Below are 21756 nucleotides of genomic sequence, written 5' to 3'. Positions count from 1 at the left end.
GAGGCTCAGGAAAACGGCATGTCAGCGATGGCTCAGACGCACACGCATTACGACAATCTCAAAGTGACGCACAACGCGCCGCCCGAAGTCATTCGCGCGGCGTACAAGGCGTTGAGTCAGCGCTATCACCCCGACAGGAACACGAGTCCGGACGCGACAAAAATCATGAAGATGCTCAACGACGCCTACGCCGTCCTGAGCGATGCCGAATCGCGGCGCGGTTACGACGTGACGATTGCGCAACAGCTTCCGGAATCAGCTGCTTGGGGCGAGGTCGGTTCGCGTTCGTCGATCGGTGAATCGAATGCGACTATCAAGCGCGGGAAGCTGCGCGGCTGGGCGTGGCTTCTGGCCGTTGGCGTCGTCGTGTCGATACAGTGGTCGGTCAGTGAACCGGCGACGCACAAGCCGAGCGTCGCTGCGGCTTCTTCTGGCGAGCAGGTTGCCCGCGTTGCGGCAAAGGCGGATGAACCCGTCGCAACAGTTGGCTACGCCGAGCGCGTCGGACGGCGCGTGCGCACGAATATCGCGTGGACCAATGGCGTGGCTGGACTCGAAACGGTGATCGGCGCGCGCTGTGCGCCCAATGGCGCGTTGCTGTCCGCGTCCATCGTACATTCGAGCGGCAACGCGCAATGGGACGAAACGGCATTGCGCGCCGTTCAACGCCTCGACCCGATGCCTGACGATACGAACGGCGAGACACCCGCCGCATTCGCCGTCACCGTGCGCTCGTCGGGCAATTGACGCGAATTTCTCAACCAGCAACCCTGGCGCGATGTTCCCGCATCGAGCGTCTCTGAGCGCTTGTGCGCTATTGCGGGACTATCGTCGTGCATGTCTGCTCCGCAGATTTCCAAGGCATCGAAGAAAAGCAGGTCTTGCGCAGATCGGGTTATCGTGCGACAGGCGTCGGCGGCTTCTTAGCCTCTACATTCTTTCGACGATAGGGGCATGCGCTTCTCATGCGGCCTGGCGCGCTAAGTCCGTGCTGTTGCCGCCACTAAAATAGCCACCGTGCGAAAGGCCTCTTGCCCAACATCGGTTCGCCTGTTCCGGAGAGTGCATGTTCGAGAATATGCTGCGTGTCGAAAGGGGACCAGACTGGCAGTTCCACGTCTACACGGATAGCTGGCTGGTCGCGGTCATGCTCGTGGCCGCCTTGCTGCTCGCCATTTTGCTGGCAAGCGCGATCTGCTACTACCTCACGCGCTGGATCATGCTCATGATCGTCAGCCGGCTCACGCGCAATGAAGGGCGCAAGTGGTTGATCGCCGCCGAGCGTCATCGCGTGTTTCACCGGCTTGCGCCGCTCGTGCCCGCTGCGATCGTCTATGCATCGGCGCCGACGCTCTCGGGTCTCACGATACCGTTTATCGCGGTGCTTGGACGGCCATTGGGCATTCTCGCCGCTTGCTACATGGTCTACACGCTGCTGCGCGCCGCGCTGGCACTGCGCGACAGCATCGACGAACGCTATAGTCACTTTCCAACTGCGAGCGAGCGGCCAATCAAGAGCTTTCTGCAGATCGCCACCATCGTGGTGTATCTCGTCGCGCTCATCTCCGTGGTCTCGCTCTTGATCGAGCGTTCGCCGGTCTATCTGCTCACCGGCCTCAGCGCGGTGACGGCGTTGCTCATCATCATCTTTCGTGACTCGTTGCTCGGCTTCGTGGCCAGCATCCAGCTGGCAGCCTACGACATGCTGCGCGTGGGCGACTGGATCGAAGTGCCGGGATTCGTCGCGGATGGCACGGTCATCGATATCGCGTTGAATACCATCAAGATACGCAACTTCGACAACACCATCGTGATGCTGCCAAGTCAGCTCTTGCTCACGAACAGTGTGAAGAACTGGCGCGGCATGAGCGAGTCGGGCGGGCGGCGCTTGAAACACGCGATTCATTTCGATGTCGATACCGTGCGCTTCCCCGACGACGCAATGCTCGCGCAAATGCACGACGCCATCCGCTTGCCGGTGGGCGCTTTCGAAGGCGGGCGTCGCACGAACCTTGGGTTGTATCGTCGCTATCTGAGCGCTTATCTTCGCGATCATCCGGCGGTGCGGCGCGACATGCCGCTCGTGATTCGTCATGTCCAGACGGCGGCGCCGGTGGTCGCGCTGGAAATCTGTCTCTATCTCGACGAGATACGCTGGGAGCCGTACGAGGCGATGCTCTCGGATATGCTCGATCACGCGTATGGCGTCGTGCCGTTGTTCGGTTTGCGGTGCTGGCAAGAGGAGCGGAAGGGTTCCGCGGTTTGAAGATGGCGTTGCGATCATGCGGCGTGCGTCTACAGTCAGCGTCGTGCGCGCCGCATGCCTTTCACCCAACGCTCCGGCCAAAACCGCCACACGAGCAACAGCAAGCCAAGCGCTGCCGGAATCCAATTCAGCTTGGTCGGCACGCGTTCCGAATGCGCAAAGCGCGCATCCGTCATGGCCATCAGCAAGTCCTGTGGCAACCGCAAACGTCGATAATCGAAGCCGATTTCTTTCGCAATCGACGCCAGATATTGTCCGCGCAATTCCGACAACTCCTCGTGACTCTCGACTTGAACGCTCGCGCCAGGTTGTGTCGGCACTTGAATGACTTCATCGGCGCGCCAGTAGCCGATACGGTTGCCGTCTTTATCCGTTCGCGGGATGGGCGCGGGCTGATCGCCGCCTATGCCGATAAGCCAACCCTTGAGTTGCGAGCGTGGAATGTCGCGCACGCGCTGATCGCCGGGAAGAATGGGCGGTGCTTCCTGGCCGTCCGTGATCATGAGAACACTGGCGTCATGCCCGATACCGCGCGCCGTACGCACAGCCGCGAAGATACCGCCTTCGGCCACTCGGCTCCAGTTGGTCCAGCGCATCGTGCCATCGATACCGGCAAGCGAGGCAAGCAACGCATCGAAGTTGGCGCACACCTCGACGGGCGGCACCAGAAGCAAGGTGCTCTGGCCTGTGAAGATGCTCCAGCCTATCTTCGAGCCGCACGGCAAATGCTCGATGCTTTCGCGCATCGCGGCCCGCGCGAAGTCCAGTCTGCTGATCGGCGCGCCGCCGACGACACCCACGTCCTCGACGCTCATGCTCTGCGTGATATCGAAAGTGACGATATAGCTGAACACGTCGCGTTGGAACATCGCGCCGGGCATCCAGACGGCGGCAAGCAGCAACGGCACGGCGGCTACCGTGGCCCAGTGTCGCCGCCGAAGGAACGCGAGTGTCGCCGCGACTGCCTTCATGGCAGATCCTCGCTTTGCGCGCCACGCGCCTTCACCGTGGCCTGATGCTTGTAGTCGCGCTCTTCGTCGCTCGTCTGGCCCTCGGGCGCGAGCCACAACGCGCGTTCGAGGTTATAACGCGCGTCCCAGTCGTCGGGCGTGAGCCGCAGCGCAGAGCGATATCGTTCCTTGGCTTGTTCGAGCAACGGCAGCGAGCGAACCGGACCGCCCGCATCGGGACCGGCCGCCTGACGCAACGACATGTTGGCAAGATCGAATAGCGCGGCCGTCTGCAACGCGGCATCGTGGTCCTGCACGAGCACGGAGTCGTAAAGCTTCTGCGCGCCCGCATAGTCGCCCGCCTTCGACGATACGACCGCACGCGCCAGCCGAACTTGGGCGGCATCGTCCAGTGACTGCGGCTGCGCGCCTTTGGCGCTTACCGCCGACACCGCGCGCGCGACAGCATGCGCATGATGCAATGTCGCCAAGTCGAAGAGCGCGACTGCTGCAAACACGAGCGTTGCGCCGCCGAAGGCAAGATGAACGGCCAATCGCTTCATGACCAGCTCCGTACCTGAACCGCGCGCAGCGCAAGCAACGCCGCGCAACCGAGCAATGCGGCGGCATAGCACAACGCGCTTTCGTCTTGCCGCGGCAAGCGCTCGTCGAAAGATACGACCGCGTTGTGCTGCTTGTTGATCTCCGACATGGCGGCGGCCATTGCGCCCGCGTCCTCCGCCTGATACAGCCGATACGGCGAGCCCAGCGTCTGAAAATAGCGATGCAGTTCAGCTTCGGCCGAGGCGTCGTCGGCGGGCGCCATCTTCGTCAGATCGGGGCTGTAGACGCCGCTGCGCAGATACACGAAGTAAAGCGCGATCTGATTGCGCGCAAGGCCCTCGCTGATCGCCGCGCGTGCAGCGGCATCGAGATGCGCGCCGCCATCCGACACCAGCACGATGGCGCGACGGCCCGCGTATTGCCTGCCATCGAACTGTTTGATCGCCGCGATGAGCCCGCGATCGAGCTTCGTATCCGGCATGCCGCGGCCTATTCCCGTGCCTGAGATCGCTTGCGTGATGATCTCGTGATTCGACGTGAACGGTACGGCAAGAACCGGGCTGATGCCGAACATGAGAAACGCAAAACGGTCGTCGGGTCGCTCGGCGACGAAGCGTTCGAGCGAGTGGCGAGCCACCGCGTTCTTGGACTGGCCGCTCGGTTCGGAGACAGGCGTCTTCGACATCACCGAGTCCATGCTCGCGCTACGGTCCATCAAAATGAGGATGTCCGCCGCCGTGCTCGTGCGCAAGACGTGCAGATGTGAACGTCCCGGTCCCGCGAGACCGATGATGATGGCCAGCATCGCGAGCACCGCGCACGCACGCCGCAGGTGTTCGACGGTCGCGCCGACAGTATCCGCTGGCAGCCAGTTTACCGACGAGAAAGCGAATGCCTCGCCCGGTCTCGGCAATAGCGGCAAGAGCGCGAGTGGCAGCATGAGCAGCAGCCAGGGCCGGAGGAAGTCGATGGGCATGGCCTCATTGCCCTCGCTCGGCCCGATACAGCGCACGCGCGAAGTCACGCAAGTCGAACGGCGCGGGAGCGGCGTCGCGGACAAAGAAGCGTTCCTGCGAGCGCGTGTAGAACTCTTCGAGTCGCGGCTTCATCGATTGCAGATACGGCGCGCGCATGAACAACGTCGGTAGCGATGCCACATGCACGACTTGCCCGGCCGTTTCGTCGAGCGCGCGATGCACGTGAACCCAGGCATCGTCGTTCGCATCGGCATCGGTGCGTATATGCCGCCATGCGCGAGCGAACGGACGTTGCCTTGCATCGCGGCGGCTCGACCACCACCACCACGCGGCCCAGCTTGCGAGCGTGACGAGCAGCAACGCAAGCATGACGATCATGCGCCGATGAACCGCCGGATCATCCACGGGAATGACGAGCCGATCGGGCCTGAGCGCTTGCAGATCGCCCGCGCGAAACGAGGCGCGCGGCGTCAGCGGCCCGACGCTGATCGGCCATGCAGGCACGCGCAGCACCGCGCCCGCACCCGGCCTCAATTCGAGCGCGGGCAGTTCGATGTTCGTGAGAGCCTGAGCCGCGTTGGTTATCTGATATTCGAGCACCAGCCACGAGCGGCCCTGCGTGTCCTTGACGATTCGCGACGCACGGCGCTCGAACCACACGCCCACGCGCCCGACCGATGGCAAGGCGACATCGTGGCCGTCGGTGCTTAAGAGGACGCGCTGCGTCAAGACATCGCCGAGAACGTGGCCGAAGGCGCGCGGCTGCTCGACCGTCGCGTTGACCGTCTGTTCGGCTCGCGCCGGTTTTATGCCGATCAGACCGAAGACGATCAGCATGAACGCGAGGATCATCGCCCGGTTGCCGCGCATCATGCGGACGTTTCCAGGAAGTGGCGCGAGAGGGCTTCGGCATTGAAGGCGCCTTCGACAAAGAAGGGATACGCGCCGCGTCTGCCGAAGGCCGTCTTCAAATCGTGGCGCCGCTTGGCGACGTTATCGCGCCATTGCCGAACCACGCGAGCACGCAGCCAAAGCGTGCGGTTTCTGCCGGTCTCCAGATCGCGGACCGAGAGAAATCGGCCTTGCGCGGGCGGCTCGATTTCGGCCGTATCCCAGATGACCATCGGCACGACTTGCGCGCTGACGAGACGATCCAGCGCCGTGTCGATACGGTCGAGCGGCCAATGAAAATCCGAGACCAGAAAGACGAGACTGCGACGCCCGGCAAGACGTTCGAGTGCGCGCTCCAGCCCGGCATTTTTGGGCGTGGCGTGCGATGCGCCTTTGAAACCGCGCAACAGCGCCGCCATGTCGTCGCCGATGCCGCGTCCGTGTCGCGCAGGCATGAAGAGGTCTTCGCGTTCCTGCTCGTCGAACGCGAGCATGCCGACCTGATCGCCCGCGCGAAACGCGCTATAGCCGAGTGCTTCGACGAAATCGGCGGCCAGATCGAGCTTCGAACGTTCTGCGCCGAAGAGCATCGATGCCGATACGTCCACCACGACTTGCACCGGCACCGCGACCCGCTGCAAATGCAGACGCACGAGCCACTGCGGCGGCACGGAGCGCTGGCTTGCGCGCAAGTCGAGGCGTCGCGGGTCGGGATGATCGAAGAGACGCGCGTGCATCGCAAATTCCTGCCCCGCGCCGAAACTCGTGCCGGGATGCGAGCCAGGCCGGAATCCGCTGGCGCGCCCCGGCAGCCGATAGTGGAATTCGACTGGGTTCTTCATGGCATCACGGCACCGCGATTTTCCGCATGATCGTCGCGGTCAATGCCTCGGCGAGTTCCTGCCGACGCATCTCATAGACGGGCGTAAAGAACACGCGATGACCGAGCGCGGGCAGCAGCACCGTATGAACGTCTTCGGGAATGGCGTGCAGACGGCCGTCGAGCCAGGCGTTCACGCGCACGGCGCGCACCAGCGCGCTCATGCCACGCGGACTTGCGCCCGCAAGGATCAGCCGCTCCATGTCGACGCCGTCCAGTTGAATGTCGAAGCGCTGAGGCGTTTCCGTCGCCTCCCAGATCTTCAGGATGTAGCTTTCCATGCTCGGACTGAGCGTCACGCTACGCTGGATCGCCGCGCCGATATCGTTAAGACGCGTCGAATCGATCACGGCGGACGGGACGCTTTCGATGAGCGCATCGGCGTCATGGAACGCAGGATCGAAAACGAGCGCGCGACGCACATCGGTGTCCGAAGGCGTCGGCATGTTCAGTTCGAACAGGAAGCGGTCGCGCGCGGCGGAAGCCAGTTCGAAGGTCTCGTCCTTCTCCACCTTGTTGCGGTCCGCGAACACCGTCATATGCGGAAAGCGATATTCGCGGCCGAAGGCGGAGACGGAACGCTCGGCCATCGCCCGAAGCAGGAGCGATTGAACCTGCGGGCGCGACCGGTTGATCTCATTGAAAAAGAACGTGGTCAGACCTTCGCCGTGCCGCAAGAGCGGACCGGGATCGATGCGCGGTTTGCCGTCGGCATCGACGAAGGTGTGATAGATGAGATCGCCCGGCATCAGGTCGATGGTGCCTTCGATCCGTTCGAAGTCGCCGCCGGTCGCGCGAGCGAAGGCGCGCAGCAAGGTCGTCTTGCCAACGCCGACGCCGCCTTCGAGCAACACGTGCCCGCGAGCGAAGAGCGCAATCTTGATTAGATGGATGGTTTCACGCTGTCCCACCACGGCGCTCGCCACGGCCAGTTCCAGCTTTTGTGCGGCGCGGCGCCAGTCTTCCAGTTCGGTTTCCGATGCCATGGTCGTTGTTATGAGGCAGTGCGGTCTGTTCAGGATTACCGAAGCGAATGCATAAGATATGCCGATGTAGTCCGGGCTTGGCTTTCAAGCGGAAAAGGGGAGAGTAGAGCGGAGCATAGTGTCATCCATCGACAACACTGTGTGGCAGCGTTTCGGTGTGAAGCGTGTGAGGCGTGTGAGCGTTCAACTCGCCTTCGCAAGCGGCGTTTCAGTCTCGACAGCTGAATCGATCTGCGCGAGCAAGGCTGACGCGACGGCCAATTGCGCGGGCACCAGATGCCTCGTTTCCAGAATCTGCATGACACGCCGCCGCCAGTATGCAAGCGGCAGCACGCGGTTTCGATCGCGCACTTCGTCCGGAATGACGATGCGCAGGTGAGCCAGGTCGGCGTCCGTCAAGCGCAGTTCGTATGATCCGGTGGGAAATGGGTCGTTGGGTTTCATGCCTGTATATCGGCAAGGAACATGAATTTCCTAAGTGCTTTGGAAGCCTGTCGCCAGCCCAATGACCGGCACTAAAATTTTTACACGGTTGCTGAAATGTTTTTCCGATTACTGGAAATCGCTTTTCGCGTGATCAAACGAAAAAGGCCGCATTCCCTGAGGAAAGCGGCCTTTTCACGCGGCGCACGATGCTGTCTCGCCGCTATCTTCACGCCAGGTTATTGACCCGCTGCCGGCGAAACCACGCTCGGGGTAGCCAGCGTGTTATTGGTCTTCGGTGCGCTCGTGGCCGACGTCGAAGTGCCGTTCGTGCCGCTAGGAAGCCCCGAATTCGGCGCGCGGGCGCCCATGCCGCTGTCCGAGTTCGTCACGCCCGGCGTGCCGTAGCCGCCCGTTGCGCGGTTCACCTGATTTGCCGGGCTGGCCGTGCTCCCGGAGGACCCTGCGCCACCGTTCGAGCCGCCTGCTGACTGCGCGAAAGCGCCGGCCGACAGGGTGAGTGCGGCGACGGCCGCGACTAAAGTGCTGATTGCTTTGCTCATGATCCGTCTCCTTTAAGGGATTGGAATATGGAAACAGACGAATGCCGCCTGCTTGCCTGTTAGGCAGCAAACAGCGTGCCGCAGGCTTTCAATTCGCATAGAGCAGGCCGGCATCAAGTGAGGGGCTTTTTCGGCATGAGAAGCCGCAAAGCCAGCCCCCATGCGACGCCTATCTCATGCATCGATGTTCGATCGTTAGCCAGCTTCAGGCATCCCGTGGCCCATTTCGTCGATGACGTCATACATCGACGATAGTCAACGTCGTCATCTCGATTCGCCCACATCCTCCATCAACATCCGCGCGCCTTTTTCCGCCACCATGATCGTCGGCGCATTCGAATTGCCGGACGTGCAACCGGGCAGAACGGATGCATCGATCACGCGCAAGCCTTGCACGCCGCGCACGCGAAGCCGGGGATCGACCACGGAATCTTCGCCGCCGCCCATTCGACACGTGCCGACCAAGTGATACCCCGACACACCACGAGCCAACGCATAGTCGAGGAGCGCATCGTCGGCGATGACGTTATCGCCCGGCAGCGTCTCGTGCTCGATGTATCGCGCAAGCGCGGTCATCGAAAAAATCTTGCGGCCAAGTTTGAGGCCCGCGACGACGGCCGCTTGATCGCGCGCATCCGTGAGATAGCGTGGAGAGATGACGGGCGCCGCGTGAGCATCGGTCGAAGCGGCGTGCACGCTCCCCTTGCTATGCGGGTACGACTGATAGATGGCGAGTGTCATGCCCGGCTCTCGTTCGAGCGCATACGTGCCCGGCTCGAAGCTCGCGGGCGCGAAGCTCAGTTGCAGATCGGGCGCGTTGGCTTCAGCGCTGCTGCGGGCAAACGCGGCGCACGTGCTTGCGCCGCACGTAAGCAGGCCCTTTCCCGCCACATAGCGCGACAGTTCCTTGAAGAGCGCGACGCCATGCGTGCGTTCGTTGAAGGTCGACTGGCCGCGCACGCGTTGAGTGACACGCACGGAATAGTGATCGCGCAGATTCTCGCCGACGTTGTCGTTCTCGTGCACGACGTTCACGCCGAGCTTCTGCATCAGCGAGCCCGGCCCGATGCCCGACAACTGCAATAGATGCGGCGAGCGGATCGCTCCGCACGCCACGATCACCTCGACACGCGCGCGAACCTTGATCGTGCGTCCCGCTTGCGACACCTGCACGCCAACCGCACGCGTGCCATCGAAGAGAATGCGTTCGGCAAGCGTGTCGGTCATCGACCCGAAATTCGCCCGTTTGCCGATACCCCGAAGATACGTCTGCGCCGGCCCCGCGCGAAACCGTCCCGCGCGATTCTGCTGAAACGGCGCCGCGCCTTCGCGCTCGACGCCGTTATGACTTGCGCGGACCGTCATTCCGGTTTGGCCGCACGCATCGAGAAACGCCTGGCTGAGCGGATGCGTCTCCATGAAATCATTCACCGGCAAGACGTTCGCCGGGCTCGCACCGCCCGCATTCTCCATCTGTTCGTAGATGGGCAGGATGTCGTCGAAGGACCAGCCCGCGCAACCTTCATCGACCCAACGCGCATGTTCCGCTCTGGCCGAACGCACATAGAGCATGCCGTTCATCGACCCGGTGCCGCCGAGCATGCGCCCCTGCGGATAAGCGATCACGCGCGAATCCATGTGCGGCTGCGGCGCCGACCGATAACGCCAGCTCAGAACCGGATGCTCGATCAGCGAAAGAAAGCCAGCAGGAATATGGATCATCGGATGACGGTCGCGCGGGCCGGCTTCGATGAGAAGCACGCGATGCGCGCCGCTCGCCGATAACCGGTTCGCCAAAACGCAACCCGCGCTGCCGCCACCGACGATCACGAAGTCCGCTTCTCGATCCCATTGCGTCGACATGTGGCCTCAGTAACTCGTCACATTTGCGCGCCTGCCGGCAAGCGGACCCGCAGCGGCGGCTTCGGCGATGAGCGCTTCGCTTGCACGGCGCAACGCACGCGCACGCTCCACGGGCGGCGCGAGATTCGGCAAGCCGTGCATCGGAATCTCGACGGATATCACGGTGTCGGGCGGCAGCGCGCGGACCATCGAGCGCAGATCGATACCGCCATCGCCCGGTGGCAAGCGCGCCTGCCGCGCCTGGAAAATGAGTTCGGCGTCGGTCGTCGGGCGTTCGCGCGGCGCATCGCATAACTGAAAATACGCGAGCTGGTTCGCGGGCAATGCGGCGATTTCCTCCGCGCTGCCGCCCGAACGATCGACATGCATGGAATCGACGATGATCGAGCCGGTCCCCGCAAGCGCCAGCACGCGACGCGCGGACACCATGTTCTTGATGCCTGTCCACGGCATGAATTCGAGCCCCATGCCAATGCCATAATGCGCGCCGAGTTCGAAGAGTCGCGCATAGCGATCCGCGATGGCCGCTTCGTCCGGACTGTCACCCGCAACCAGCATGTGACCTGCGCCGAGTTCGGCGGCCGCCGCAAGCAAGGGCTCGTGCGCGTCGATGTCGGTATCGGGCAGCAGGCGCACGATTTCGACATCGTGCACGGCTACGTTCAGATCGCGCATGCGGGCGAGGGTCTCGCGCATCATCGGCGTGAGCGTGGCGCCGATCATCGGATGCTGATGCTCGCCGGGCGCCACGGGCGCAAGCCGCAGATTCACCGAACGAAAGCCCGCCGCGCTGGCGGCCTCGATCATTTCCGGCGGCGTGAGTTCGATCAGGGTCAGGTGCGCAAGGGAGAGCAAATGCGTCATGGCATCAGGCGTTCAGGCTGATGGGTTGAATGTCCTGGGCGCTTTCAGCGCCGTCTTCGAGCGTGTCATGCTTGGCGAAAAACGCGAGCGAGCGCGCGACGCCATCCGCGAGCAAGGTCACGGGCAAGCCGGGAAGCACGCGGTTCAAGTCGTCGGGCGGAAGGTCCGCGACAATCGGCAACGGCGCGCCGCTGGCGGAAAGACGCGCGCCGGGCACTTGCCTGCCGATCTCTTCGATGAGCGCATCGGTGCTCTGCACGTCGCCGCATAGATTGAAGACATGCGCGCCTTCGACCACGCGCGTGAGGGCCGCCCAAAAGGCTTCGACGACATCGTCGACATGGATCATGCCGGTGCGGCCGGTGAAGGGAATCGTGTAGGACTCGCCGCGCGCCGCCGCCTGGCACGCGAGACTCACGCCCGCGCTTGCGCCGTCTTCGCGCCCCGGACCGTAGACCACGAATGGACGAAAGCCCACGCTGGCCACCGCGCGTCCGTCCGGACCGGCGTTGTACCAATAGCTACGCGCGCAGCCTTCCGTGGCGAGCTTGAACGCGCCGTAGTGCGTGGTCGGTTCGGGATACGCCGCGTGCTTCGGTCCGTAGACGCCCGCCGAACTCGTGTAGACCACGCGCGCGATGCCGTGCTTCTTCGCGGCCTCGAAGACGTTCAGCGTGCCGATCACGTTGATGGTCGCGCCGCGCACCGGATCGTTCTGGCAGAAGGGCGTGAGCACGCCGGCGAAATGCGCGACGGCATCGCAAGCCGCGAGCGCCTGATCGACCGCGCGGGTATCGCCGATATCGCCTTGCAACCATTCCACGCGTTCAAGCGATGCACCCAGCAGCACACGAATCAGCTTGCCCGGCGGATTCAGGTCGAACACACGGACCGTTTGTCCTTCGGCGAGCAGGCGTCTGACCAGCCACGCACCGATAAAGCCATTGCCGCCCGTCACGCAGACTTTCATTGCCGCCTCCGATGTCTCGTTCGTTCCTCGATTTCACTGACTAACTAGTAGGTTCGTTAAATCGGTGGTGGTAGATTAATCGATGGAGAAACATGGACACTTGGGGATAACCCCAGTCGCCAGTCATCTACTTGAACGATCCGATGCCATCCGATACCTACGAACCCGTTCCCGCGCCCGAACCGAAGCGGACGAATCAGCGCGATCTGGCCGCTGTGCGCACGCGCGCCGAGATTCTGCAAATCGCCACGGAAGAGTTCGCGCTGCACGGCTACACGGGCGCGCGCGTGGACGCGATCGCCGAGCGCATGCGCGTATCGAAAGCGATGATCTACTACTACTTCACGAACAAGGACGGGCTCTATCTCGCGGTGCTGGAGCACGTTTATTCGTTGATCCGCGATGCCGAGGAAGCCACGCGCCTCGATCATGAAAGTCCGGCCGAGCAGTTGCTGTCGCGCTATATCGAGAACACGTTCGAGTTTCACGAGAACAATCAGGTGTTCAGCCGCATCATCAGCATCGAGAACATACACAACGCCGCGTTCCTGAAGAAGTCGCCGACCATCAAGGCGACGAATCGTCCGGTGCTCGAAACGCTGACGAGCATTCTCCATCGCGGCATTGCGGCGGGCACGTTCCGACGCGACATCGGCGCGGTGGATTTGCACTATCTGATCAGTGCACTGTGCATCTATCGCGTGTCGAACCGGCACACGTTCGGCACACTGTTCGATGTCGACTTCGCCAAAAAGTCGACACGCAAGAAGCAGCGAATGCTCGCGGTCGAGTTGGTGTTGACGTTGCTCATGAAGCCGGCCGCGGATTGACTGGCCCTTCGTAACCATCGCACGAAATTAACCCCTTGGAACAAAAGTTGCGCCTTCCCTGAGTCTCACGGCCGGCGTTCGGGCGCATGCCTGTCCGTCACCGTCACTCTCCAAAAGAGGCGCAACGATGAGCATTTTGTCCGCAGTAGGTTTGGGTTCGAGCAAGAAAGTCCGCTATGCGATCGTAGGTTTGGGCGACATCTCGCAGGAAGCGATGATGCCCGGCGTGAGTCACACGGATAACTCGGAGATCACCGCGCTCGTTACGAGCGATCCCGAGAAGGCGCGCAAATTGAGCGAGCAATACGATGTAGCGCACACCTATGGCTATGAGCAATTCGATGAGATGCTCGCCTCCGGCAACGTCGACGCCGTCTACCTTGCCACGCCGAACTGGCGCCATGCGGAGTTCGTCATTCCGGCGCTGAAAGCGGGCGTGCATGTGCTCGTCGAAAAGCCGCTGGAAGTATCCACGCAGCAATGTCAGGCGATCATCGAAGCCGCGAAGGCATCGACGGCGAAACTGATGGTCGCTTACCGTTTGCATTTCGAACCCGGCACGTTGTCGACCATCGAACGCATTCGTTCGGGAGAACTCGGCGACATCATTCTTTTCACGTCCACGTTCGTGCAGAAGGTGGACCCGGCAAACCATCGCGCGACGAGCGGCATCACGGCGGGCCCGATCTTCGACATGGGACCGTATCCGCTCAACGCCGCGCGCTACGTGTTCGAGGACGAGCCGACCGAGGTCGTTTCGGCTGTCGGCGTGCGGCATCCGGAAGCCGGTCTCGGCGATTTCGACGACACCGTCGCGGTCACGCTGAAATTTCCCGGCGACCGGCTCGCGCAGTTCGTCGTGTCGTATGCGGCCAACGCACTGGAGTCGTTCTTTGCTGTCGGCACGAAGGGAAGCATCGCAATGCAGCCGTGCTATACGTACGGCAAGCCGCTCGAACAGGCCGTGACCATTGGCCAGGACGAAGAGAATCATTCGTTCAAGAACACGGACCACTTCGGCGGCGAGATGAAGTACTTCTCGGAGTGCATCTTGAACGACACGCATCCGGAGCCCGACGCGGAAGAAGGTTTCGCCGATGTGCGCGTGATCGAAGGCATCGTCAAGGCGCTCGAAACCGGTGGACCGGTCAAGCTCGATCCGTTCGTGCGCACACGGCGTATCGACACGTCCGCGCAGTTGCAGACGCTGCGCGCCGTGAGGTCGCCGGAACTCGTGAACACGAGCAATCCGGCCGAAGGCATCGACAAGGTGCCTAAAAATTGAATTCGCGCAAAGAGAAGACTCGACGTGACGCCGATGGCTTTCTGCCGCTCGATGCCTACGGCGCGTTGGGCGATGGCCGCTCCGTTGCGTTGAGTGGAGCGGATGGATCGATCGACTGGTGGTGCGTACCGAGCATCGACTCGCCGCCGCTTTTCGACCGGTTGCTGAATCCGCAAACAGGCGGTTTTTTTGCCATTACGCCCGCCGAAGCCTTCGAAGTCGAGCGGCGTTATCGCGACGACAGCAACGTGCTCGAGACCGTCTTCACCACCGCGTCGGGCCGCGCGAAGCTGGTCGAGTCGCACAACAGCGGCGGCGCGGGCAGACTCCCCTGGGCCGAGCTAGCACGGCGCATTGAAGGCATCGAGGGCGAGATGCGATTCGACTTGCGCATCGTCTTCGGGCGTCAGGACGATACGATCAATCCGTATTGTTCGATGATCGGCAAACGCGCGGTGTTTCATGCGGGGCGCGTGTTGGGGCTCTTTCTGCATAGCGAAGGTGTGGTCGTCGACGAACGCGCGGATGCCGGTGTCGTCGCGCATGTGGTCGTGCGTGAGGGACAGCGCGAGACCGTGGCGATCGTCGCGGGCGAAGACGAGCCGCTCGTCGTGCCGCCAATCGAGGATATCGACAGGCGCATCGACAAGTCCGACAACGAATGGCGCGAGTGGACCACGAAGCTGCGCTATGACGGGCCGTATCGGCCGCTTCTGATTCGCAGCGCGCTTGCGCTCAAGCTCTTGCTTTTTTCGCCGAGCGGCGCGATTGCAGCGGCCGCGACTACATCGTTGCCCGAGCGGATTGGCGGCAAGAAGAACTTCGACTATCGCTACGCCTGGATACGCGACGCGGGCTACACCATCAAGGCGTTTTTGCGCATGAATGCGCAGGAAGAAGCGAAGGCGGCCTTTACGTGGCTGCTGAAGCGGATCGAGACGCAAGGCGCGCGCGTGTTGTTTTCATTGTCGGGCGACGTCGTCGCGGATGTGCACGAGACCGGCCTTCCTGGTTACATGAATTCTGCGCCGGTCATCACAGGCAATGCCGCGACCAATCAGCATCAGCACGGCATTTACGGCGATATTTTCGGAACGGCCGCGGTTTTCGTGCGCGCGGGGAATATCCTCGATTCACAGAGCGCTCAGACGCTCTCGCGTCTCGCGGATCAATGCGCCGACCGCTGGCGTCTCAAGGACTCGGGCATTTGGGAACTCGAAGAAGCTCAGCATTACACGATGTCCAAACTCAGCGCGTGGGAAGCGCTCGCGCGTGCGGTCGAACTGGCCGATAGCGGGCAGTTGCCGACCACATGCCGCGATAGATGGGCGCGTGAGCGCGATCGCATCGAGCAATGGATCGACGAACATGGCTGGTCCGAAGAGAAGGGCGCATATGTGATGTATCCGGGCAGCGACAAGCTCGACGCGTCCATGGCGCTCGCCACACGCTTTCGCTATGACGGCAAGGAACGCGCCGAACGTACGCTCGACGCCATTCAACGCGAACTGGGCGAAGGCGCATATCACTATCGATACAGCCGTGCTTCCGAAGAAGAAGGGTGCTTTCTCGCGTGCACGTTCTGGCAGATCGAAGCTCGCGCGTTGCTGGGACAGAAAGACCGCGCGACCAAGGCCTTCGATGCGGTCATCGAAGCGCTCGCGCATGGCGTCGGAATCTACCCTGAGATGGCGGACCCGCAAACCGGCGAGTACCTCGGGAACTTGCCGCAAGGGTTGACGCATCTCGCGATCATTCAGGCTCTTACGGCGTTGCAATCATCGGGGCGAATGGAGGTCGACATCTAATTCGTGGTGAACGATGCCGTCTCGACCGTCAGCGCGGGCATTCACCTATGTCATTGCGTTTATTAGACCCATACTGTGGGACATCACCGAGGGTCGTGTCAGAGACACCCCGTTCCTGACGCGCGGTGTTTCTCCGGTAGGCAGAGAGTCGTCAATGACCCGCCATGGAACACGCCCGCGACAGGTCCGTCGCGGGCGTTTTTTTATCGCTGCTCATGCGGCGGGCTTCATCGTGATGCGCCGCTGAGTTTGTGCCCGGCATCCCGCGAGAGCTTTACGTAGCCGTAGATCGACACGAGCGTCACCACGCCCGCAGCGAGAAACGCAAGACGGAAGTCGTCGAGTGTGAAGGTGTGCGCGTGGGCGCCGTCCTTGCCGTGATAAGCCGATGCCGTGCGCAACGCCAACGCGCCGAATGCAATGCCGAGCCCGATGCTCATTTGCATCGCCGCGTTCCACATCGTGTTGGCGGCGCTCATTTGCTGCGTCGGTACATCGGCGTAAGCGAGCGTGGCGAGCGAGGTGAACTGCATCGAGCGCGTCACGCCATAAACGAAGATCACGAGCAGCGTGAGTACGAGCGGCGACGCCGGCGTGAGCAGACCGCATGCAATGGTGAACGCGCCGCATACCGCACAGTTGATGATCGCCACGTTCCTGAAGCCGTGGCGCTTGAGGATGCCGGTCGTGAGCGCCTTCATGCCGAGATTGCCCAGAGCGCTTGCAAGCAGTAACAAGCCCGACTTGAACGCGGACAGCCCGAAGCCGATCTGAAACAGAAGCGGCATGAGATAAGGCACGGCGCCGATGCCGATACGCGTAAACGTGCCTGTCACCACGGTCACCGAGAACGTGGGGATACGCAGCGTCGTCACGTCGATGAGCGGATGCCGCGCGACGAGCGCATGCCGATAAGCGATCACGCCGATGACGAGACCAACCGCGACCACGGCCAGTCCGACCCACGGATTGGTATCCGGCTGACTTGCCATATCGGCGCCATACAGGATGGCGGTGAGCGACAGACCGCTCAGGATGAGCCCGGTGACATCGAACGGCCGGCGTTCGCCGCTGCGCAGATTCGGCACCCACTTCAGCACGGCCAGCAATACGACGAGGCACACCGGAAGATTCAGCAGAAAGATCCAGCGCCATGATGCATACGTGGTGATGAAGCCGCCGATGGGCGGCCCGACCACCGGCGCGACGATGCCCGGCCACGTGATGGTGGAGATGGCCTGCATCAACTGCTTCTTGTCGACGCTGCGTACCACGGTCAAGCGGCCGACCGGCACCATCAACGCGCCGCCGATGCCTTGCAGAACCCGCGCCGCCGTGAACTGCTCCACGTTCTGCGAGATGCCGCAGAGCAAGGACGCCAGCGTGAAGGTCACGATCGCGCTGAAAAACACGCTGCGCGAGCCGAAGCGGTCCGCCACCCAGCCGCTTGCGGGAATGAATATGGCGAGCGCGATCATGTAGGCGCTCATGCCGAGACTCAGCGCATTGGGGCTCGTACTGAACGAATGCGCCATCTGCGGCAGCGCGGTCGCGATGATCGTGGTGTCGAGATACTCCATGAAGAACGTCGCGGCCACGACATAGGGAAGCGGGCCGAGCGAGACGGTGCGGTCGGTTGAGTCTGTCATTGTCTTGCCGGAAGGCGGGGTGCGGGCTGAGGGTGGATGCTACCAGTATTACTGCGTTCCCGAACCCGGCCTTGATTCAACGCGCCGTTGCGAACGCTCGCGCGGCCGGCTTTTTCGAATTCGGTCGGCGCCGCTCTGTATGACCAATACGCCCATCGTTGTTCCTAGTTGCTACTACCCATTGCCATTTCCCTTCGATTCTGTAAGCGTTATGCGTTGTATCGGCGTAGATATAGCGAGCCGATATATCGACGATAACGATCCCGGAATAAAGGACCTCACCGATGAGCTTTGCACACGACTTCAAGCGTCTTGCCTCGCTGCTGCTTTTGCTCGCGTTGCTCCCGTTCGCGGTCACGGCCTGCGGCGGCAACGACGACTCGCCACCCGCACCGAAAGCGACCTTGTCCGTGTCCGGTGAAGTCGCCACGCCGGGCAATCTCACGCTCGCGCAGATCCAGGCACTTCCAGCCACCACGCAAACCGTTTCCTTCGGCAGCGGCACGGGCCAGCAAAGCCACGTCTACACCGGCGCGACGGTGTGGTCCGTGTTGAACCAGGCTGGCATCGTCGTCAATTCGGCGGTTCACAACGACGTGCTGGGCAAGTATGTCGTGGCGACCGGCAGCGACAACTATCGCGCGCTGTTCGCAATGGGCGAACTGAGTCCGGACTTCGGCAATCGCGGCGATCTGGTGGCTTATGCCGAGACGCTCAACGGCGCGAGCGCGGCTCTCAACAGCACGGACGGTCCACTGCGCATCACTGCTCCCGGCGACGTCAAAGGCGGCCGATACGTCTCGAACCTCGTCAAGCTCGAAGTCCATTCCGCGATGTCCACGGTCACGGCGGGCGGCGGCGGTCTCACGACGCAGTTCCAGCTTCTCGGTGCGCTGAATCACCCGGCGACTTTCGACACGGCAGCATTGCAGGCGCTGCCTGCCGTCACGCGCACGGCTGGCGGAAATAGCTACACGGGCGTGAGCCTGTGGGACCTGATCAACGCAGCGGGCATCCAGACCAACACTGCGACTAAAAACGACTTGCTCGGCTTCTACGTGATCGCAACCGGCAGCGATGGCTATCGCGTCGTGATTTCGCTTGCCGAACTGTCGTCGGACTTTGGCAATCAGCCCGACATCGTCGCTTATGCGATGAATGGCGCCCCGCTGACATCCACCGGTTTTGCGCGCCTCGTGATCCCCAACGACGGCAAGGCCGGGCGCTATGTTTCGAACCTCGCGGCGCTCGAAGTCGTATCCGCGCCGCGCTGATTAGCCTGCCTATGCAACGCTAAACCCGCCGCCTGACCTCTTGCGGCGGCAAGCCAAACCCGCGCATGAACGCCTCGCGCATATGCCGGCGATCCCGAAACCCTGTTTCCTTCGCGATGGTTTCCAGCGGATGCCGGCTTTTTTCGATCATCAGGCGCGCTGCTTCCAGCCGCAACGCTTCGATGGCCTTCGCAGGCGATTGCCCCGTCTCCTCCGTGAACACGCGGCTGAATTGACGCGGACTGAGATTCGCCTCGCCCGCGAGTTCCTCGACCGTCAGCGGCCGGCCCAGATTCTTGCGTGCATAGTTGAGCGCGTTCTGAATGCGGTCTGATTTCGGCGCGAGATCGAGCATCTCCGAATGCTGCGACTGGCCGCCCGAACGCCTTTGCGGCATCACGAGCTTATGCGCGACCGAGCGCGCAACGTCCGCGCCGAGATCCTTTTCGACCATCGCGAGTGCGAGATCCAGACCGGCAGTCATGCCCGCAGACGTCCAGATAGGACCATCGACGATATAAATGCGATCGTCCTCGATGCGCACATCGGGAAAGCGGCTTTGCATCTCGCGTGCGTAGAACCAGTGCGTGGTCGCGCGCCGGTTCGACAGCAACCCGGCTTCCGCGAGCACGAAGCTGCCCGTGCAAATGCCCGCGATGCGCCGCGCCCGCGTACCCGTGCGACGCAGGAACGCCAGTATTTCTCGAGGCGGCGGCGTGTCGAGCGGCGTGTTCACGCCCGCCGCGATCCATGTGTCCACGGAGGCACGCGCACTGACCCGGCGCGTGCCGACGCTCATGCCTAACGACGAACACACCTCGCCGCCGTGCGCCGAATAGTTGGCCATCCGATAAAAGGGCTCGCCCGCTACGTGGTTGGCGTATTCGAACACCGACTGCGACGCGATTGCCATCACCTGAAAGCCGTCGCTCAACAGATAGCCGATGCTGTGCATGTTTCCTCGTCCTCGATATCCGAAAAAGTCGTTTGTCCGAAAACACGACCATATACGTCATTTCGGTCGCGGTCAATTCCGCGCAGAATCTACTCACGGATTCACCACCACCATTCGAACCGGAGTGACATCATGTCTCAGAACCATCGCGGCACGGCCCTCGTCACGGGCGCATCGTCGGGCATCGGCGCGGTCTATGCCGAGCGTCTTGCGCGTTCGGGCTACGACCTTATCCTCGTGGCGCGCAACCGCGAGAAGCTTGCCGCGCTAGCCGAACGCATCAGTAATGAAACGCAGAAGGGCGTCGAGATCATCGATGCCGATCTCAACGACCGCACGGCGCTCGCGCGTGTCGAAGCGAAGCTGAAGGACGACGCGAGCATCACGCTGCTGGTGAATAACGCGGGCGTCGGTACGCATACGCCTTTGCTCGACAGCGACGTCGATGCAATGACCCGCATGATCGACCTCAACGTGACCGCGCTCACCCGCCTGACTTATGCGGCGGTGCCGGGCTTCGTCGCGCGCGGCAAGGGCGCGGTGATCAATATCGCGTCTATCGTGAGTATTGCGCCGGAGTTGCTCAACGGCGTCTATGGCGGCACCAAGGCGTTCGTGCTGGCCTTCAGCCAGTCGCTGCATCACGAACTCGCGGCGAAAGGCGTGCGCGTGCAGGCCGTGTTGCCAGGCGCGACGGCGACGGACTTCTGGGAAAGCGGCGGGCTCCCTATCGACAATCTGGACCCGGCAATCGTGATGTCGGCGGCCGACATGGTCGATGCCTCGCTAATCGGCTTCGAGCGCGGCGAACTGGTGACGATTCCCTCGCTGCACGACGGCGCCAAGTACCAGGCGTACGAAGCCGCGCGTCAGGCGATGGCGCCTGAACTGTCGACCAACGCACCCGCCGCGCGCTACGCGGCCTGAACCATCGTTCTCTTTTCCACATTTGGACTGACCATGAAAACCACAGGCAATACCATCTTCATCACGGGCGGCACTTCGGGCATTGGCCGCGCGTTGGCGGAAGCGTTTCATCAGCGCGGCAATCAGGTGATCGTCGCGGGACGGCGCCGTGCGCTGCTCGATGAAGTCGCAAGCGCGAATCCGGGCATCGACACGGTTGAACTCGATATCGCCGACGCCGCGCAGATTCGCAGCGTCGCCGCGCAATTGATCGCGAAGTATCCGGCGTTGAATGTCGTCATCAACAACGCGGGCATCATGCCGTTCGACGATGCAGGCGGCGCGCTCGACGATGAAGCCGCGGTGCGCCTCATCGACACGAATCTGCTCGGCACGGTGCGCGTGAGCGCGGCGTTCGTCGAACATCTGAAGACGCAGCAACAGGCGTATATCGTCAACAACAGTTCGGTGCTCGCGTTCGTGCCGCTCGCCGCGACCGCGCTGTATTCGGCAACCAAGGCGGCAATCCATTCGTATTCGATGTCGCAACGCTTCGTGCTGCGCGATTCGAGCGTGCGCGTGCTGGAGATCGCGCCGCCGTGGGTGGACACGGACTTGGTCCACAAGAGCGGCGATCCGCGCGCGATGCAGTTGGAAGCGTTCATTGCCGAAATCATGCAGAAGCTGCCGGAAGCGACGACGGAAGTCGTGGTCGATGCCGCGAAGCCGCTGCGCGATAACGCCGGACCGAATGAACATGCGTTCGTCGAACAGTTCAATCAGTTCGTGACGGACAATCCCATTCCGGTCGCTTGAGCGTGAAGGCGAGAAGGGGCGCCCAGGTTGCAACGC

At 62.3% G+C, this 21756-nt stretch carries 21 protein-coding genes; 8 read left to right on the top strand and 13 right to left on the bottom strand.

The features are described 5' to 3' along the window. Positions 1–18 precede the first annotated feature (18 nt). Together NCR40_RS27420 and NCR40_RS27415 are read left to right on the top strand one after the other, a co-directional pair. A complete protein-coding gene (locus tag NCR40_RS27420; protein WP_250511302.1) occupies positions 19–747 on the top strand; it encodes a TonB family protein in 729 nt (242 codons plus the stop codon). 319 nt (positions 748–1066) lie between these two features. Next, the gene (locus NCR40_RS27415) at positions 1067–2266 is read left to right on the top strand and encodes a mechanosensitive ion channel family protein (protein WP_250511301.1); all 1200 of its coding nucleotides are present in this window, start codon (positions 1067–1069) and stop codon (positions 2264–2266) included. Positions 2267–2301: 35 nt separating this feature from the next. Here NCR40_RS27415 and NCR40_RS27410 read toward each other — a convergent pair whose 3' ends face one another. The 11 genes from NCR40_RS27410 to NCR40_RS27360 all read right to left on the bottom strand — a co-directional run bounded on the left by NCR40_RS27410 (position 2302) and on the right by NCR40_RS27360 (position 12197). Further along, positions 2302–3237, bottom strand: a complete 936-nt coding sequence (locus tag NCR40_RS27410) for a vWA domain-containing protein (protein WP_250511300.1) — start codon at positions 3235–3237, stop codon at positions 2302–2304. Continuing rightward, positions 3234–3779 (bottom strand): MxaL protein, encoded by a 546-nt coding sequence (locus NCR40_RS27405; RefSeq protein WP_250511299.1) that lies wholly within the window; start codon positions 3777–3779, stop codon positions 3234–3236. Before NCR40_RS27405 ends, NCR40_RS27410 begins: the two co-directional genes overlap by 4 nt. Next, positions 3776–4756: a vWA domain-containing protein gene (locus tag NCR40_RS27400; protein ID WP_250511298.1), complete on the bottom strand. Its 981-nt coding sequence runs from the start codon at positions 4754–4756 to the stop codon at positions 3776–3778. Before NCR40_RS27400 ends, NCR40_RS27405 begins: the two co-directional genes overlap by 4 nt. Before the next feature lie 4 nt (positions 4757–4760). Next, positions 4761–5630, bottom strand: a complete 870-nt coding sequence (locus NCR40_RS27395) for a hypothetical protein (RefSeq protein ID WP_250511297.1) — start codon at positions 5628–5630, stop codon at positions 4761–4763. After that, positions 5627–6490 carry a DUF58 domain-containing protein gene (locus NCR40_RS27390; RefSeq protein WP_250511296.1) on the bottom strand — a complete coding sequence of 288 codons (864 nt, stop codon included), beginning with the start codon at positions 6488–6490 and terminating at the stop codon, positions 5627–5629. The genes NCR40_RS27395 and NCR40_RS27390 overlap by 4 nt, the downstream gene beginning before the upstream one ends. Before the next feature lie 4 nt (positions 6491–6494). Beyond that, the gene (locus tag NCR40_RS27385; RefSeq protein ID WP_244831537.1) at positions 6495–7514 is read right to left on the bottom strand and encodes an AAA family ATPase; all 1020 of its coding nucleotides are present in this window, start codon (positions 7512–7514) and stop codon (positions 6495–6497) included. Between the two features lie 183 nt (positions 7515–7697). Further along, positions 7698–7958, bottom strand: a complete 261-nt coding sequence (locus tag NCR40_RS27380; RefSeq protein ID WP_244831535.1) for a hypothetical protein — start codon at positions 7956–7958, stop codon at positions 7698–7700. 218 nt (positions 7959–8176) lie between these two features. Then, entirely contained in the window at positions 8177–8500 is a 324-nt protein-coding gene (locus NCR40_RS27375) for a hypothetical protein (RefSeq protein WP_244831533.1), read from the bottom strand. A 264-nt stretch (positions 8501–8764) separates the two neighbouring features. After that, a complete protein-coding gene (locus NCR40_RS27370) occupies positions 8765–10363 on the bottom strand; it encodes a GMC family oxidoreductase (protein ID WP_250494819.1) in 1599 nt (532 codons plus the stop codon). Positions 10364–10369: 6 nt separating this feature from the next. Beyond that, on the bottom strand, positions 10370–11227 hold the full coding sequence (locus tag NCR40_RS27365; RefSeq protein ID WP_250511295.1) for a sugar phosphate isomerase/epimerase family protein: 858 nt from the start codon (positions 11225–11227) through the stop codon (positions 10370–10372). A 4-nt stretch (positions 11228–11231) separates the two neighbouring features. Continuing rightward, positions 11232–12197 carry an NAD-dependent epimerase/dehydratase family protein gene (locus NCR40_RS27360; protein ID WP_250511294.1) on the bottom strand — a complete coding sequence of 322 codons (966 nt, stop codon included), beginning with the start codon at positions 12195–12197 and terminating at the stop codon, positions 11232–11234. Between the two features lie 143 nt (positions 12198–12340). Between NCR40_RS27360 and NCR40_RS27355 the strand changes: the two genes are divergently transcribed. The 3 genes from NCR40_RS27355 (at position 12341) to NCR40_RS27345 (ending at position 16120) form a co-directional block, all read left to right on the top strand. Beyond that, entirely contained in the window at positions 12341–13027 is a 687-nt protein-coding gene (locus NCR40_RS27355) for a TetR/AcrR family transcriptional regulator (protein WP_250511293.1), read from the top strand. A gap of 127 nt (positions 13028–13154) precedes the next feature. Further along, positions 13155–14312 (top strand): Gfo/Idh/MocA family protein, encoded by a 1158-nt coding sequence (locus NCR40_RS27350; RefSeq protein ID WP_250511292.1) that lies wholly within the window; start codon positions 13155–13157, stop codon positions 14310–14312. Next, positions 14309–16120 (top strand): glycoside hydrolase family 15 protein, encoded by a 1812-nt coding sequence (locus NCR40_RS27345; RefSeq protein WP_250511291.1) that lies wholly within the window; start codon positions 14309–14311, stop codon positions 16118–16120. Before NCR40_RS27350 ends, NCR40_RS27345 begins: the two co-directional genes overlap by 4 nt. A gap of 227 nt (positions 16121–16347) precedes the next feature. Here the strand turns inward: NCR40_RS27345 and NCR40_RS27340 are convergent, their stop codons facing one another. Continuing rightward, positions 16348–17769, bottom strand: coding sequence for a DHA2 family efflux MFS transporter permease subunit (locus NCR40_RS27340; RefSeq protein ID WP_250511290.1), 1422 nt, complete (start codon positions 17767–17769; stop codon positions 16348–16350). Positions 17770–18053: 284 nt separating this feature from the next. Between NCR40_RS27340 and NCR40_RS27335 the strand changes: the two genes are divergently transcribed. Beyond that, positions 18054–19043 (top strand): molybdopterin-dependent oxidoreductase, encoded by a 990-nt coding sequence (locus NCR40_RS27335; RefSeq protein ID WP_250511289.1) that lies wholly within the window; start codon positions 18054–18056, stop codon positions 19041–19043. 19 nt (positions 19044–19062) lie between these two features. Here NCR40_RS27335 and NCR40_RS27330 read toward each other — a convergent pair whose 3' ends face one another. Further along, a complete protein-coding gene (locus NCR40_RS27330) occupies positions 19063–19998 on the bottom strand; it encodes a GlxA family transcriptional regulator (RefSeq protein WP_250511288.1) in 936 nt (311 codons plus the stop codon). A gap of 132 nt (positions 19999–20130) precedes the next feature. Here NCR40_RS27330 and NCR40_RS27325 point away from each other — a divergent pair, with 132 nt between their 5' ends. Beyond that, positions 20131–20925 (top strand): SDR family NAD(P)-dependent oxidoreductase, encoded by a 795-nt coding sequence (locus tag NCR40_RS27325; protein ID WP_244831504.1) that lies wholly within the window; start codon positions 20131–20133, stop codon positions 20923–20925. A gap of 33 nt (positions 20926–20958) precedes the next feature. Then, on the top strand, positions 20959–21720 hold the full coding sequence (locus NCR40_RS27320; RefSeq protein ID WP_244831502.1) for an SDR family oxidoreductase: 762 nt from the start codon (positions 20959–20961) through the stop codon (positions 21718–21720). The last annotated feature ends 36 nt before the right edge of the window (positions 21721–21756 follow it).

The organism is Caballeronia sp. GACF4 (assembly GCF_023631025.1).
Classification (GTDB): Bacteria; Pseudomonadota; Gammaproteobacteria; order Burkholderiales; family Burkholderiaceae; genus Caballeronia.
Note: the sequence above shows the minus strand (reverse complement) of the source record. Positions and strands in the feature narration are given on the sequence as shown.

What these genes read in the sequence shown, in the direction of transcription:
- NCR40_RS27420 (WP_250511302.1), top strand. Translation starts at nt 19, where the DNA reads ATGTCAGCGATGGCTCAGACGCACACGCATTACGACAATCTCAAAGTG.
- NCR40_RS27415 (WP_250511301.1), top strand. Translation starts at nt 1,067, where the DNA reads ATGTTCGAGAATATGCTGCGTGTCGAAAGGGGACCAGACTGGCAGTTC.
- NCR40_RS27410 (WP_250511300.1), bottom strand. Translation starts at nt 3,237, where the DNA reads ATGAAGGCAGTCGCGGCGACACTCGCGTTCCTTCGGCGGCGACACTGG.
- NCR40_RS27405 (WP_250511299.1), bottom strand. Translation starts at nt 3,779, where the DNA reads ATGAAGCGATTGGCCGTTCATCTTGCCTTCGGCGGCGCAACGCTCGTG.
- NCR40_RS27400 (WP_250511298.1), bottom strand. Translation starts at nt 4,756, where the DNA reads ATGCCCATCGACTTCCTCCGGCCCTGGCTGCTGCTCATGCTGCCACTC.
- NCR40_RS27395 (WP_250511297.1), bottom strand. Translation starts at nt 5,630, where the DNA reads ATGATGCGCGGCAACCGGGCGATGATCCTCGCGTTCATGCTGATCGTC.
- NCR40_RS27390 (WP_250511296.1), bottom strand. Translation starts at nt 6,490, where the DNA reads ATGAAGAACCCAGTCGAATTCCACTATCGGCTGCCGGGGCGCGCCAGC.
- NCR40_RS27385 (WP_244831537.1), bottom strand. Translation starts at nt 7,514, where the DNA reads ATGGCATCGGAAACCGAACTGGAAGACTGGCGCCGCGCCGCACAAAAG.
- NCR40_RS27380 (WP_244831535.1), bottom strand. Translation starts at nt 7,958, where the DNA reads ATGAAACCCAACGACCCATTTCCCACCGGATCATACGAACTGCGCTTG.
- NCR40_RS27375 (WP_244831533.1), bottom strand. Translation starts at nt 8,500, where the DNA reads ATGAGCAAAGCAATCAGCACTTTAGTCGCGGCCGTCGCCGCACTCACC.
- NCR40_RS27370 (WP_250494819.1), bottom strand. Translation starts at nt 10,363, where the DNA reads ATGTCGACGCAATGGGATCGAGAAGCGGACTTCGTGATCGTCGGTGGC.
- NCR40_RS27365 (WP_250511295.1), bottom strand. Translation starts at nt 11,227, where the DNA reads ATGACGCATTTGCTCTCCCTTGCGCACCTGACCCTGATCGAACTCACG.
- NCR40_RS27360 (WP_250511294.1), bottom strand. Translation starts at nt 12,197, where the DNA reads ATGAAAGTCTGCGTGACGGGCGGCAATGGCTTTATCGGTGCGTGGCTG.
- NCR40_RS27355 (WP_250511293.1), top strand. Translation starts at nt 12,341, where the DNA reads ATGCCATCCGATACCTACGAACCCGTTCCCGCGCCCGAACCGAAGCGG.
- NCR40_RS27350 (WP_250511292.1), top strand. Translation starts at nt 13,155, where the DNA reads ATGAGCATTTTGTCCGCAGTAGGTTTGGGTTCGAGCAAGAAAGTCCGC.
- NCR40_RS27340 (WP_250511290.1), bottom strand. Translation starts at nt 17,769, where the DNA reads ATGACAGACTCAACCGACCGCACCGTCTCGCTCGGCCCGCTTCCCTAT.
- NCR40_RS27335 (WP_250511289.1), top strand. Translation starts at nt 18,054, where the DNA reads ATGAGCTTTGCACACGACTTCAAGCGTCTTGCCTCGCTGCTGCTTTTG.
- NCR40_RS27330 (WP_250511288.1), bottom strand. Translation starts at nt 19,998, where the DNA reads ATGCACAGCATCGGCTATCTGTTGAGCGACGGCTTTCAGGTGATGGCA.
- NCR40_RS27325 (WP_244831504.1), top strand. Translation starts at nt 20,131, where the DNA reads ATGTCTCAGAACCATCGCGGCACGGCCCTCGTCACGGGCGCATCGTCG.
- NCR40_RS27320 (WP_244831502.1), top strand. Translation starts at nt 20,959, where the DNA reads ATGAAAACCACAGGCAATACCATCTTCATCACGGGCGGCACTTCGGGC.